Source organism: Rhizobium sp. AN6A (assembly GCF_900215635.1).
GTDB classification, from domain to species: domain Bacteria; phylum Pseudomonadota; class Alphaproteobacteria; order Rhizobiales; family Rhizobiaceae; genus Agrobacterium; species Agrobacterium tumefaciens.
Map to the genome: position 1 here is coordinate 364,076 of NZ_OCNC01000003.1, position 12,748 is coordinate 376,823.

Annotated in this window: 14 protein-coding genes; 3 read left to right on the forward strand and 11 right to left on the reverse strand. The window is 59.9% G+C overall.

Annotation, left to right across the window (positions count from 1 at the left end):
• Positions 1–35: 35 nt before the first annotated feature.
• Positions 36–1,001 (reverse strand): transaldolase, encoded by a 966-nt coding sequence (gene tal / locus CRO62_RS05585; RefSeq protein WP_013762313.1) that lies wholly within the window; start codon positions 999–1,001, stop codon positions 36–38.
• Positions 1,002–1,207: 206 nt separating this feature from the next.
• Between tal and CRO62_RS05590 the strand changes: the two genes are divergently transcribed.
• The gene (locus CRO62_RS05590; RefSeq protein WP_162633671.1) at positions 1,208–2,194 is read left to right on the forward strand and encodes a sugar-binding transcriptional regulator; all 987 of its coding nucleotides are present in this window, start codon (positions 1,208–1,210) and stop codon (positions 2,192–2,194) included.
• On the opposite strand, the gene CRO62_RS05595 is transcribed toward CRO62_RS05590, so the two are convergent.
• The 4 genes from CRO62_RS05595 to CRO62_RS05610 all read right to left on the reverse strand — a co-directional run bounded on the left by CRO62_RS05595 (position 2,191) and on the right by CRO62_RS05610 (position 4,257).
• Positions 2,191–2,478 (reverse strand): type II toxin-antitoxin system RelE/ParE family toxin, encoded by a 288-nt coding sequence (locus CRO62_RS05595; RefSeq protein ID WP_097099510.1) that lies wholly within the window; start codon positions 2,476–2,478, stop codon positions 2,191–2,193. The two genes, CRO62_RS05590 and CRO62_RS05595, sit on opposite strands and share 4 nt — an antisense overlap.
• 5 nt (positions 2,479–2,483) lie before the next feature.
• The gene (locus tag CRO62_RS05600; protein ID WP_035212907.1) at positions 2,484–2,720 is read right to left on the reverse strand and encodes a CopG family ribbon-helix-helix protein; all 237 of its coding nucleotides are present in this window, start codon (positions 2,718–2,720) and stop codon (positions 2,484–2,486) included.
• Between the two features lie 52 nt (positions 2,721–2,772).
• A complete protein-coding gene (locus tag CRO62_RS05605) occupies positions 2,773–3,645 on the reverse strand; it encodes a methylated-DNA--[protein]-cysteine S-methyltransferase (RefSeq protein WP_003516183.1) in 873 nt (290 codons plus the stop codon).
• 132 nt (positions 3,646–3,777) lie between these two features.
• The gene (locus tag CRO62_RS05610) at positions 3,778–4,257 is read right to left on the reverse strand and encodes a DUF2244 domain-containing protein (RefSeq protein WP_097099511.1); all 480 of its coding nucleotides are present in this window, start codon (positions 4,255–4,257) and stop codon (positions 3,778–3,780) included.
• A gap of 37 nt (positions 4,258–4,294) precedes the next feature.
• Between CRO62_RS05610 and nth the strand changes: the two genes are divergently transcribed.
• The gene (nth, locus tag CRO62_RS05615; RefSeq protein ID WP_097099512.1) at positions 4,295–5,077 is read left to right on the forward strand and encodes an endonuclease III; all 783 of its coding nucleotides are present in this window, start codon (positions 4,295–4,297) and stop codon (positions 5,075–5,077) included.
• Here the strand turns inward: nth and CRO62_RS05620 are convergent.
• Complete coding sequence (locus CRO62_RS05620) at positions 5,039–5,776, reverse strand: sulfate transporter family protein (protein WP_097099513.1); 738 nt, start codon at positions 5,774–5,776, stop codon at positions 5,039–5,041. The genes nth and CRO62_RS05620 overlap by 39 nt on opposite strands.
• 295 nt (positions 5,777–6,071) lie before the next feature.
• Between CRO62_RS05620 and CRO62_RS05625 the strand changes: the two genes are divergently transcribed.
• Positions 6,072–6,905 (forward strand): MurR/RpiR family transcriptional regulator, encoded by an 834-nt coding sequence (locus CRO62_RS05625; RefSeq protein ID WP_179784463.1) that lies wholly within the window; start codon positions 6,072–6,074, stop codon positions 6,903–6,905.
• A 65-nt stretch (positions 6,906–6,970) separates the two neighbouring features.
• On the opposite strand, the gene CRO62_RS05630 is transcribed toward CRO62_RS05625, so the two are convergent.
• The 5 genes from CRO62_RS05630 to CRO62_RS05650 all read right to left on the reverse strand — a co-directional run bounded on the left by CRO62_RS05630 (position 6,971) and on the right by CRO62_RS05650 (position 12,743).
• A complete protein-coding gene (locus CRO62_RS05630; protein ID WP_179784464.1) occupies positions 6,971–8,545 on the reverse strand; it encodes an FGGY-family carbohydrate kinase in 1,575 nt (524 codons plus the stop codon).
• Between the two features lie 60 nt (positions 8,546–8,605).
• Positions 8,606–9,325, reverse strand: coding sequence for an HAD family hydrolase (locus CRO62_RS05635; RefSeq protein WP_097099516.1), 720 nt, complete (start codon positions 9,323–9,325; stop codon positions 8,606–8,608).
• 6 nt (positions 9,326–9,331) lie between these two features.
• Entirely contained in the window at positions 9,332–10,816 is a 1,485-nt protein-coding gene (locus CRO62_RS05640; RefSeq protein WP_097099517.1) for a mannitol dehydrogenase family protein, read from the reverse strand.
• Between the two features lie 91 nt (positions 10,817–10,907).
• A complete protein-coding gene (locus CRO62_RS05645; protein ID WP_013761442.1) occupies positions 10,908–11,906 on the reverse strand; it encodes an ABC transporter ATP-binding protein in 999 nt (332 codons plus the stop codon).
• A 12-nt stretch (positions 11,907–11,918) separates the two neighbouring features.
• Complete coding sequence (locus tag CRO62_RS05650) at positions 11,919–12,743, reverse strand: carbohydrate ABC transporter permease (RefSeq protein WP_003510506.1); 825 nt, start codon at positions 12,741–12,743, stop codon at positions 11,919–11,921.
• Positions 12,744–12,748: the final 5 nt, after the last annotated feature.

Consider the following 12,748-nt stretch of genomic DNA (forward strand, 5'->3'; position numbering starts at 1 on the left):
CGCAAAGGGGACCCGGATGGTTCCCCTTTTTGTTATCAGGCGGCAGCCAGCGTCAGTTCCTTGCGGACCATTTCGCGCAGCGTTACCAGATCCTTGGCGAACAGGCGGATGCCTTCCGAGAGCTTCTCGGTTGCCATCGCGTCTTCGTTCATTGCCCAGCGGAACGCCTTTTCATCGAGCGACTGCAGCGGCTCGGCCTTCACATTGTCGGGCGAAAGCTTGCGCTCAAGCGTGCCGGTGTCCTTGTCCAGCTCTTCCAGCAGCGCCGGGCTGATCGTCAGGCGGTCGCAACCGGCAAGCGCTTCGATCTCGCCGACATTACGGAACGATGCGCCCATGACGACGGTGCCAATGCCATTGGCCTTGTAATAATTGTAGATGCTGCGCACCGAAACGACGCCCGGATCGGTCTCGGCAGTGTAGGTCTCGCCGGTCGACTTCTTGTACCAGTCGAGGATACGGCCGACGAAGGGCGAGATGAGGAAAGCCTTGGCTTCCGCGCAGGCGATGGCCTGTGCCTGCGAGAACAGCAGCGTCAGGTTGCAGTCGATGCCCTCGGATTGCAGAACTTCCGCAGCCTTGATGCCTTCCCATGTGGAAGCCAGCTTGATGAGGATGCGTTCACGCTCGATGCCGCGCTCCTTGTAGGAGGCGATGATGTGGCGTGCCTTGGTGATGGAGGCCTGCGTGTCGAAGGACAGGTCGGCATCGACTTCGGTCGATACGCGGCCGGGAACCAGACCTGCAAGGGCCGCACCGACGGAAATGGCAAGACGGTCGGCAACGGCAGCAACGACAGCGTCGGACTGGCCGCCCTGCTTCTTGCCCCAGGCAACGGCTTCCTTCACCGCATCCGCAAAAGCGGGGGTGCCGAGCGCCTTCAGAACGATGGTGGGGTTGGTGGTGCAATCCACCGGCTTCAGGCGCGCAACCGCCTCGATGTCGCCGGTATCGGCAACGACCGTGGTGATAGCGCGAAGTTGTTCGAGTTTGGACGTCATGGCGAATGATCCTTCATGATCTCTTGTAAACTTGCACAGCCGTCTTTTCGTTCCCGCACCATGGTGCGCCCAAGGCCGAAATCACGGTTTTGTCCGGCTCCGACTATCGCAAGCGGCAAGGTCGAAAGTCAAGACATTTGCGCATCGCAATTGACATAAGTTTCACGCCTGCGATACTCCGCCCCATAAAGAGAGTGACAAAAACCGTGGCGAAACTGAGAAGAGAAACCCATACGGCCTATTCGGAAGCGGCTTCGCTGAGGTTGCGTGCCGCATGGCTCTACTATAATCAGGGTTTGACGCAGAAAGATGTCGCCGAGAAGCTGGGCATCAGCCGCTCCACTGTCATACGCCTTCTGGACGAGGCGATGAAACGCTCCGAAGTACAGATCTGGATCAACGAGGGCATCGAGGATTTCGTCGAACTGGCCGGTAGGCTGGAGGCAGCTTATGGGCTGGATGAGGCGGTGATCATTCCCTCCCCCGGCCAATTCCCCGGCAAGGCGAATGCCGAAGGCACGGCCAAGGCCGTTGGCCTGGCGCTCGGGCAATTCCTCTCCGAAGCGGTGCCGAACGACGCCACCATCGGCGTCGGCTGGGGCCGCACCATGACCGCCTCGCTATCCAGCTTCCGCCCGCCGCGCCGGGAAAACTGCAAGGTCGTCTCGCTGCTCGGCGGTATCGTCGCCGTGCACCAGACAAACCCGCTTGATTACACCTGGCGGCTGGCAAGCGCGCTTGGGGCGGAATGTTACATGTTCCTTGCACCGCTGCTGGTGGACTCCGTCGAGACCAAACGGGCGCTGATTGAAAAATGCGGACTCGCCACGCTTTATGATCTGGCCGAAACGCTCGACCTCGCCATCGTATCCTGCGGCGATATCGGCCCGCATTCCACTTCGCTGTCGGAAGGTTTCATTTCGAAGGAAACGCTTCAGGAACTCATCGATGCCGGCTGCGTCTGCGACACCATGTTCAACTTCATCGACGCGGAAGGCCGCTCCGTCGATCACCCGATCAACGAGCGCGCCATGGCGATCGATCTAGACACGCTGCGCAAGGCCAAACACATCGTGCTCGCCTCCGGCGGCGCCCACCGCGCCATCGCCATCCGCGCCACCATCAAGCGCATCGGGTGCAATACGCTGATTACAGACGAGGCGGCGGCAAGGGCGTTGATGGAACTGGTTTAGATTTTCTCGGGCCATTCCCGGGCAGCGTGCTGAACGAATAGGACCTCGATCTGCCTGTCCGTCACGCGATAAGCCACGATGTAGGGCAGACCGGAAATAACCAGCTCCCTCGTCCCTTCGATTTCACCGTAACGACCGAGATAAGGATTGGCGGACAGAAGGCGTGCCGTTGTCTGGTGGATTGCCCGAACGACCTTTGCCGCCGCACGCGGATTACGCCCCGCAATGTAGTCGCCGATACCGCCAAGTTCTTTAAGATAACGCGGCGTCCAGACCAACCGCACGCGTTTCAGGCCTTGGCATATTTGTTCAAAACAGCGTCAATCTCTTCCTCGGAAACGAACTCTCCGGCTTCTGCCTCAGCCAGCCCAGCCCTGACACCGCTTGTCCACTTCTCCTGCCATGCCAAGGAACGGCCATGCGACAGCGCATCTTCTATGATGCGACTGGGGCTCAAATTCGAGCGCTCGGCCAGAAGGTCTATCCGGCGCTTTAGATCATCGGGAAGTTCGATCGTGCTCTTCATGGACAAAGAATAGCCGATCCTCGACGGATCGGCAAAGACAATCAAAACCCCGTCACACCTTCCCCGTTTCCCATCCCAACATCGCCCGCTTGCGGGTAAGGCCCCAGTGATAACCCGTCAGCGCCCCGCTTTTTCCAACGGCGCGATGGCAGGGCACGACGAAGGAGACGGGGTTGGCGCCGACTGCTGCACCGACCGCACGGGAGGCGGTTGGCTGGCCGATATCGCACGCGATGTGCGAATAGGTGACGGCGCGGCCCATGGGAATTTTCAGAAGGCTTTCCCACACCCGCACCTGAAAATCCGTGCCGAGCAGTACGACCCGCAATGGCCGGTCCGCCGACCACAGCGTCGGTTCGAAAATACGTGCGGCATACGGCGCGGTGGCTTCACGATCCTCGACATAGTCCGCATTCGGCCAGCGACCGGCCATGTCCTCGAAACAGGCTCTTTCCTCGCCGGGATCGGCGAAAGCGCAGCCGGCAAGGCCGCGATCGGTCACCATGACCAATGCAAGACCGAAGGGTGAAACATGGAAACCGTACCGGATCGTCAACCCACCGCCCTTGGCCTTCCATTCGCCTGGAGACATGGCCTCGTGGGTGACGAACAGATCGTGCAGGCGGCCGGGCCCAGACATGCCGACCTCGATCGAGGTTTCCAGCAGCGGCAGATCCTCTTCGCGCAACAACCTTTTGGCATGATCGAGCGTTACGGCCTGCAAAAACGCCTTGGGGGAAAGACCGGCCCAGCGGGTGAAGGTCTTCTGCAATTGCGTTGGCGACTGGCCGAGCCTTGCGGCAATGGCTTCAAGGGAGGGCTGGTCGCGATAATCCAGCGTCAAAAGCTCGATAACCCCGCGCACCGTATCGTAATCCGAACCGATGGGGGTGATGTCTTCATTCAGCATGATATTGGCGTTCATCGCATGTCTCCTAACGCTTCACAGAAAACCATCAAAGCGCGTCGGTCTCCACCCGTTTCTTGCGCCGTACTCAGTTTCTGCCGAGACACCGGCCTCGAGCCGATATGACGGGTTGTAAGCGGAATTATCCGCTCACATCCGCCGCACCGTCGCCAACGCACCGCCGAAAGCCTTGGCGAAGCTTTCCCGGTCATCCGGATTGAGAAACGAGCCGATATCCGTTGCCTTGCCTTCACCCGTTACATGCATGGAGACGATGCCGATTTCCTCGTGCCGCTGAACCCTGAAGCGGGCCCAGAAGGGGTTGAAACGATGCTCGACCACGCGGCCAGTCGGGGAAAATTTGCGGATAGACAGGCTGGTGCGCGAGACGCTCACCTCTTCCCGCGCCTTCGCTGCCCGGTAATTGGCGCGGAAGGCGACATAAAGCAGCAGAAAATCCAGCCCGAAGAACAGGCCGACTGGCCATGCGCCGGTGGTGAGGAAAAAGCCGCCATGGAGGAGGCAGGCAAGCCCGGACAAGGCGAGAAGCAGCCGGAAACCCCTTCTTCCGAGCGAACGGTGCGGAACGAGTTCCGCCGCAAAAATCGGCTGATCGTTGAGCGTATCCACGTTGATTTCCTCAGGGCGGGCTGGCTATAGATAGGTCATGACAGTCGCCAAAAAACGATCCAGCACCCAAACATTGAAAAAGTCAAATGCGACATCCGCCCGCAGACCGGCGCGTGTGAAGACGATCTATTCGAAGGACGAGTTGAAAGAAATCTTCCGCCGTTTCTCCATTCAGCGGCCGGAGCCGAAAGGCGAGCTGGAACATACCAACCCCTTTACCCTGCTGGTGGCCGTGGCGCTTTCGGCGCAGGCGACCGATGTGGGCGTGAACCGGGCGACGCGGGCGTTGTTCAAGGTGGCCGATACGCCGGAGAAAATGCTGGCGCTTGGCGAGGAGGAGCTGATCGGCCATATCAAGACCATCGGGCTTTACCGCAACAAGGCCAAGAACGTTATCGCTTTGTCACAGATGCTGATCGACAATTTCGGCGGTGAGGTACCGAGGACGCGCGAGGAGCTGGTGACCCTGCCCGGCGTCGGCCGCAAGACGGCCAATGTGGTGATGTCGATGGCCTTCGGTGTGCCCACACTCGCCGTGGACACCCATGTTTTTCGTATTGCCAACCGGCTCTGTCTTGCGCCGGGGAAAACCCCGGATGAAGTGGAAGACCGGCTCGTCCGCATCATTCCCGAAGAATATCTGTTCCATGCCCATCACTGGCTGATCCTGCACGGGCGTTATTGCTGCAAGGCGCGCAAACCGGAATGCGAGCGCTGCGTGATTGCCGATATCTGCAAATCACCGGAAAAGACCTTCGATATTCCAGCTCCGCTGGTGGAACTACCCGCGCAATTGTTCGGTGCGGCCAGCGGCGAATGACGGATCGCGCCGGCTGACGGCCTTGTGCAGATGCACCATCATCGAAGCCGCAAAAAGCGGCGTCAGAAGGTTGAGGAAGGGGATTGCAAGGAACGCTGCAATCACCAGCCCGGCCATGAACACGGTTGTGCGGTGTTTCAGCCGGAAAAGCCGCGCGTCAGCAGGCGAGCGGAAACGCATGGCCGCAAATTCGAAGAACTCCCGGCCCAGCAGATAACCGTTCACCAGAAAAAAGGCGATGAGGTTGACGCCCGGCACCAGCAGCAACAAAAGAGCTATCAGGTTGCCGGCAATGACGACGCCAAAGAACTTGATCGATGACACCATGGCCTCACCGATGGGCATCGCCTTGCCCGGCGGATCATCGGGATAGGTCTTTTTCTCCACGACTTCGGCGACATCGTCGAGAAACAGTCCGGCAATAACGGCAGTGACCGGCGAGATCAGCAGGGCCAACGCCAAAGCCAGCCCGATTCCGGCGAAAATGGCGAAAACGAAAGTCAGCCATCCCGCCCAGTCCGGCACGCTGGGGATCAGCGTATCCACCCACGGCAAGGCGAAATAGATGAAGACAGAGCGGATGGCGAACCACAGCGCTGCCAGCACCAGAAGCGTCAGCCCCAGAACCTTCCAGAACACCGACCGGGTCTCGGTGGCAAAAAGATTGCTGAAGGCAAGCCTCGCCGCATTAAAAATCATTCGGAACTCCTATGCCGCCTCTCGCGTTTAAAACTCGCGTTCAGGAGAGATAGGCGCCGCCCATCCGCTCCGCAAGACAGGAATGAAGACGTCGCTGTTGGGAATTAAACCGCAGATGGAATTTCCCTTGAATAAAAGACTTCTCTAAAATATAATAATCTATCTATTAGAATTCGCATTCCGGTCCGGTGGAGGACAAGGCCGGAAAAGCTCGCCCCCACCGACAAGTCGCGGTTCGCACGCTCGCCCGGGCGTGCGGATGCATCATCGTTCATAAATATAAAAGAATGAGGCGTTGGTGGAACAGCTACTGTTGAATCTGACCCGTGCCATGAAGGCCGGTACGCCTTCAGAGCGCAAGATCGCCAAATATCTGATCGAGCATTTGGACGAATTGCCGTTTGAGACGGCGCAGACGCTGGCTGCCAAGCTCAGTCTCAGTCCTATGACGGTTGGCCGTTTTCTGCGCTCGCTCGGATACCGGCAATTCAGCGATATTCGCATCGATCTGCGCCACGCCGAGGAATCCGCAAGCGTGGACCAGCCCGCTATCGTTGAAAGCGGCGATCAGAAGTCCAATCCGTTTTCGCAACTCCTTTCCCAACAGATCCAGGCCATTCAGGCTGCTTTCGAAATGACGGACCAGCCGATATGGCGCGTCGCCATGAGCGAGATCGCTTCGGCGGCAGATGTTTTTCTGGCAACGTCACCGGAAGGCCTTGGCACTGGAAGGCACTTTCACGGGCGGTTGCTGGAATATCGCAGACGCGTGCACTACCTCGGCAGCGACAGCGCCGCCTATATCGCCCTTTGGGACTTCGATCCCGCAGAAGCGCTTCTCATCCTCATGGATTGCGGCGGCAGCATCACGCCCTTGCAGAGCCTTTCTGCGACGGCACGAAAGAGCGGCTACAGAACCCTGTTGATCACCACCCGGTTCTATGAATGGGGACCGGAAAGCGCCGATATCTGTCTTGCCATGCCGCACACCCAGACCGGCGGACAAGGCCTGCTGCAGCTCGTTGCACTGATGGAATTCACCCTCTGCAGCCTGATTGCCGGAGCCGACGAGCAGCGCACGGCACGCATGAAAAACCTCAACGGCCTGAAACGCTCGCTTGGCATCTGACCCTCTGTGGGAGGAAACAGGCCGCGCCCGTCCGCCACGACCTTACCTGCCGTTGTCGGCGAAGATCAGAGGCTTTCCAGCTCCTGGCGATGGCGGTGCATGGCGAGAAAACGGCGATAATCCCGCTCGTAAAGCGGTGTGAGCGCCGGATTGCCTGAGATTTCCGTATTGCCCGGATACATGGCGGCACCCGCCGCTGCAAGGCCCGCATGCACACCGCCGGCGGCTGCCGCTGTCATCGCCGTGCCGAGAAGAACGGCGTCGGCTGTGGCGGGCACGACGATGCGCTTACCGGTCACATCAGCGTAAAGCTCCATCAACAGCGGGTTCTTCACATGGCCGCCGGTAACATGCAGGCTTTCGACGGCATAACCGAAACGCTCCATCGCATCGAGCACATGGCGCGCGCCAAGCGCAATCGCCACGGCGGTGCGCCAGTAGAGGCGGCAGAGACTGTCGAAGGATGTATCCAGCGTCAGCCCGCTGATGACGCCCACCGCATGCGGATCGGCGAGCGGTGAGCGGTTGCCGTGGAAATCCGGCAGTACATGCAGCCGTTCGGCAAAGGCCGCGCCCTCGAGCGCGCGCAATTCGGTAACCCGCGCAACGATGCGGGCGTGCAGCGCCGTATCCGGCTCGCCGCCCGCCGCGTGCATGCGCACGATATGATCGAGCAGCGCGCCGGTGGCAGATTGCCCGCCCTCCACCAGCCAGTGGCCGGGCAGCACCGCCTGCCAATAGGGACCCCACAGGCTGTGGCCTGGCATCTGCCGCTCGGACATGGCGACAAGGCAGCTGGAGGTGCCGGCGATCAGCGCCACATGTTTACCCACATCATCAGAAAGGCATCCGCCAAGCGCACCCAGCGTGCCGGCGTAAGCATCGATCATGCCCGCCGCCACCTGGCAGCCGGTGTCGAGGCCGAGTTCGGCCGCAGCCTCGGGCGAAAGCGGGCCGATGGCTGTCCCCGGCATCACGGTTGTTTCGGGCAGGCCTGCCCGCTGTTTCAGATCGCCAAGCCCGGCAAGATTGAGATAATCCGCCTGCCAGCCGGGATTTTCCTGCGCCAGAAAATTCCACTTCGCCGTCTGCGTGCAATTTGAACGCTTGGTGGAACCGGTTGCCTTCCAAGTCAAGAAATCCGCCAGATCGAAGGCGAAAGACATGCGCCCCCAGCTTGCCGGCAAATTCGCCTTCAGCCACATCAGCTTCGGCATCTGCATTTCCGGTGACACGCTTTTACCAGCGAAATCCAGCACGCGGTGGCCGGATACCGTCAGCCGGTCGGCCTCGCCGATTGCCCGATGGTCCAGCCAGACGATGGTGTCGAACCGGTCTTTGGCCGTGACGGAGACAGAAACCGGTTCGCCACGCTCATCACGGATAACGAGCGAGCAGGTGGCATCAAAACCAATGGCGGCTATGCTGTCGGGTAACACACCCGCATCGGCAAGCGCTGCTCTCACCGCAAGGCAGACGGCGTTCCATATATCGGTGGAATCGTGTTCGGCGTGGTTTTCCTGCGGCCTTTGCATCAGGATGGGATGGGTTGAGCGGGCGAGAAGCCTGCCGGTCGGGTCGAAAATCCCGGCGCGGGCGCTCGCCGTTCCTACATCGACAGCGACGAGATTTTGACGCATCAAGACTTCAGTTCCATCCCTTGCGTAACGACCTCCGGGCGGTGGCAGGCATGGTTTCCTTCAGCCTGCGTCACGTTCCACCTGGCTGTCAAAACCGCCCTTCCCCATATAATCGCCGACAAGTTGAACCAAATCTTCCATGGCGTCAAACGTGGCATCGGCACCTAGCTCCGCGATCTTTTCGCGGAATGCCGGAAACCGCGCATGCGAGCCGCCGGTAAAGGCGAAAACCGCCATGCCTGCTGCCTTCGCCGCCGCAATGCCCGCCGGGCTGTCCTCGATCACGATACACTGACGCGGGTCAGTGCCCATCTGTCGCGCCGCATGCAGGAAAAGGTCGGGTGCCGGCTTGCCGTTCTTCACCATGGTGGCGCTGAAAACATGCGGCTCAAATTTATCGATCAGGCCGGTCAGCCCCAGCGAATAACGGATGCGTTCCGGTTGACTTGAGGAGGCAACGCAGCGTTTTAAGGCCACCAGCCTGTCCAGCGTTTCGGCAATGCCGTCGATGGGACGCAACTCGGTGCGGAAACGCTCGAACAACGTCGCGCGCATATGCTCGAGAAAATCGATGTCGGTCTCGATACCGTATTCTTCAAACAAAGTCGTCGTCATGCTGGCAACGCTGCGACCGAGAAAGCGGTTGTAGGCCTCTTCCTCCCCCATCTCCACGCCAAGATGGGAAAGCATGTCTAGAAGAACCGAGATGGAGACCGGCTCGCTGTCGACCAGAACGCCGTCGCAGTCGAAAATCAGAAGAGGCCCGGTCCCGTCTCGCATCTCACGTCACTTTTCAGCCAGCTTGTCATCCAGATAAAGCTGCAAGGTCTTCGCCGTGCCTTCGTGCCACAGTGTCGTCAATGCATGAGAGAAGCGTTTACGGAAAAGCTCCGATTCGGCAACCTCCCCGAAGATATCGTCAAGTGAAAGGAAGGCCATTGGATCGTCCTTGGCCTTTGTGGCTGCCGCCTGTAGCCGCTCGGCGCTGGCGTCGTTGAAGGTGATTTGCCTGCCGCTGTCGGAGGTGCCGTAGAAATAACGGCACCACAGTGCCGAAACCAGCGACAGACCGACAATATCTTCACCGCGCGCCAGACGGTCGGCGGTGGAGGGCAGAATGAATTTCGGCTGGCGGTTGGAGCCATCCTGCGCGAGGCGCGGAATGGTATCGCCGATTTTCGGGTTGAGGAAACGCCGTTCGATCAGGCCGAAATATTCGCCAAGATCAGTATCGGGCACGGGCGGAATGACCGGGATGATCTCTTCCTTTTCGAGCTTTGCCAGAAACGCCCGGATCAGCGGATGCTCCATCGCCTCATGCACGAAATGAATGTCGAGCAGCGCTGCCGGATAGGCGATCGCCGCATGGCCGCCATTGAGGATGCGGATCTTCATGTGCTCGTAAGGCGCAACATCCTTGACGAACTGAACGCCCGCCTTTTCCAGCGCCGGTCGGCCCGCCGGGAAATTATCCTCCATCACCCATTGCTTGAACTCCTCGCAGAAGACCGGCCAATTGTCCTCAATGCCGAAATCGTCACGGGCGATATTGCGTTCGCGCTCACCGGTGGCGGGGGTGATGCGGTCGACCATCGAATTGGGGAAAGCGACGTTATCGCCGATCCAGTTGGCGAAGGCCGGATCGGACAAGGCGGCGAGACCGACCACCGCGTTTTTGGTCACCTTGCCATTATGGGGAATGTTGTCGCAGGACATGACGGTGAAGGGTGAAAGCCCCTTGTCGCGCCGCGCCTTCAGCCCGGCAACGATAAGTCCGAACACGGTTTTCGGGGAAGACGGGTTCCTGCCATCCTCGGCAATCGCGGGATGCTGCGGATTGAAGGAGCCGGAGGCATCGATGAAATAACCGCCTTCGGTAATCGTCATCGAAACAATACGGATTTTCGGATCGGCGAGGGTGTCGATGATGCCTCGGGTATCGCCAACCTTCAGAATGTCGATCATTGGCCCGGTGACGCGCGCACCGGTGCGATTATTGTCCTGCTCCACCACCGTGGTCAGGAAATCCTGCGCGGCAAGTTTTTCGCGCATTACCGCGTCCGATGGCAGTACACCCGCACCAATGATGGCGAAGTCGTGGTCCGCGCCGGTGTTGAACAGGTCGTCCAGATAGACCGCCTGATGGGCGCGGTGGAAATTGCCGACGCCGAAATGCACGATTCCGGCGGAAAGATCGGCCCGGGAATAGGCCGGAATCGCCGCCGTTTTTTTGGCTTCATCAAGCGTGGCGAGGGAGAGTTTGCATGTCATGTCACGATCCTCGAAGGGGAAACGTTGTTTGTGCCAGGACCGGATGACAGGTACCCGGCACGCAGCGCGGATTTGCCTTCCTGTCTTCGCGTCATATAGCGATGCCCTTGTCATCGAACCTGTGGATTTTGGCATCATCTGGTGTGATGAAGACGGTATCGCCGTGTTTGCATTCGAATTCACCGTCGGTTCTGGCGGTGATGGGGCCGATGCCGGGGACGTCGAGGTGGAGGAAGGTGTCGGAGCCGAGATGTTCGGCAACCGTGACCTTGCCCTGCCACAGGCCGGTTTCTTTCGACAGCGTCAGGTGCTCGGGCCGCACGCCGGCGGTGGTCGCACCCTTTTGCCGGGCGTAATCGCCGGTCACCAGGTTCATGCGCGGCGAGCCGATGAAGCCGGCGACGAAGAGGTTGGCGGGCGAGCGGTAAAGCTCCATCGGTGAGCCGACCTGCTCGATATTGCCGCGGTTGAGGACCACGATCTTGTCGGCCATGGTCATGGCCTCCACCTGGTCGTGGGTGACGTAGATCATCGTCGTCTTCAGCGTGTTGTGCAGCTCGGAGATTTCCAGCCGCATGGTGCCGCGCAGCGCCGCATCGAGGTTGGAGAGCGGTTCGTCGAACAGGAACGCCTTCGGTTCGCGCACGATGGCGCGGCCGATGGCGACGCGCTGGCGCTGGCCGCCGGACAGTTGCGAGGGCCGGCGCTCGAGATAATCGGTAAGGTTGAGGATGCGGGCGGCATCGTCGACCTTCTTGTCGATGACGGCCTTGTCGAGCTTGGCCATCTTCAGCGGGAAGGCGATGTTGTTGCGCACACTCATATGCGGATAGAGCGCATAGGACTGGAACACCATGGCAAGGCCGCGCTCGGCCGGGGCCTTTTCGGTGGCGTCGTTGCCGTCGATGACTATTCTGCCGCCGGAGACGTCTTCCAGCCCGGCAATCAGGCGCAGCAGCGTTGACTTGCCGCAGCCTGACGGGCCGACGAAGACGACGAACTCGCCGTCATGGATATCGAGATCGATCGACGGGATGACTTTTGCCTCGCCGAAGAGCTTGGACACGTTCTGAAGGGAAATGCTGCCCATTATTGTCGTTCCTTATTTCACGGCGCCAAAGGTGAGGCCACGCACGAGTTGTTTCTGCGAGAACCAGCCGATGACGAGAATGGGGGCGATCGCCATCATCGAGGCGGCCGAGAGCTTTGCCCAGAACAGCCCCTGCGGTGAGGAGAAGGAGGCGATGAAGGCCGTCAGCGGTGCCGCATTGGTGGTCGTCAGCCGGATGGTCCAGAAGGATTCGTTCCAGGCGAGAATGACGTTCAGGAGCAGCGTCGAGGCAATGCCCGGAACCGCCATTGGGGTCAGTACATGCACGATCTCGTTCCAGAGCGAGGCACCATCCATGCGGGCGGCCTCGAGGATCTCGCCGGGGATTTCGCGGAAGTAGGTATAAAGCATCCACACCACGATCGGCAGGTTGATGAAGGTGAGCATGACGGTCAGCCCAATGCGGGTATCGAGCAGGCCGGCATTGCGGAAGATCAGGTAGATCGGTACCAGCACCGCCACCCCCGGCATCATCTTGGTGGAGAGCATCCACATCAAAATGTCCTTGGTGCGTTTGGTCGGCGAGAATGCCATGGCCCAGGCGGCGGGAATGGCGATCATGAGCGCGATGATCGTCGAGCCGAGCGACAGCACGACCGAGTTCATGAACGGCTTGAAGTAATCGCGCTGGGTCTGCACGGTGATGTAGTTTTCGAGCGTGCCCGAGGGAATGAGGCTGAAGCCTGCGATCGCCTCCGGCTCGGTCTTGATCGAGGTGAGGAAGGCGTAAAGGATCGGGAAGAACAGCAGCAACGCCACGGCCCATGCCGCGATGGTGAAGCCGATCTTTGCGCGTGTCGTTGTCTTGCGGGCCATGATCG

Bases quoted from the DNA above. Each gene is read 5' to 3' on its own strand.
- CRO62_RS05650 (WP_003510506.1), bottom strand. From the start codon at position 12,743: ATGGCCCGCAAGACAACGACACGCGCAAAGATCGGCTTCACCATCGCG.
- CRO62_RS05635 (WP_097099516.1), bottom strand. From the start codon at position 9,325: ATGCGAGACGGGACCGGGCCTCTTCTGATTTTCGACTGCGACGGCGTT.
- CRO62_RS05630 (WP_179784464.1), bottom strand. From the start codon at position 8,545: ATGCGTCAAAATCTCGTCGCTGTCGATGTAGGAACGGCGAGCGCCCGC.
- CRO62_RS05620 (WP_097099513.1), bottom strand. From the start codon at position 5,776: ATGATTTTTAATGCGGCGAGGCTTGCCTTCAGCAATCTTTTTGCCACC.
- CRO62_RS05600 (WP_035212907.1), bottom strand. From the start codon at position 2,720: ATGAAGAGCACGATCGAACTTCCCGATGATCTAAAGCGCCGGATAGAC.
- nth (WP_097099512.1), top strand. From the start codon at position 4,295: ATGACAGTCGCCAAAAAACGATCCAGCACCCAAACATTGAAAAAGTCA.
- tal (WP_013762313.1), bottom strand. From the start codon at position 1,001: ATGACGTCCAAACTCGAACAACTTCGCGCTATCACCACGGTCGTTGCC.
- CRO62_RS05640 (WP_097099517.1), bottom strand. From the start codon at position 10,816: ATGACATGCAAACTCTCCCTCGCCACGCTTGATGAAGCCAAAAAAACG.
- CRO62_RS05645 (WP_013761442.1), bottom strand. From the start codon at position 11,906: ATGGGCAGCATTTCCCTTCAGAACGTGTCCAAGCTCTTCGGCGAGGCA.
- CRO62_RS05605 (WP_003516183.1), bottom strand. From the start codon at position 3,645: ATGAACGCCAATATCATGCTGAATGAAGACATCACCCCCATCGGTTCG.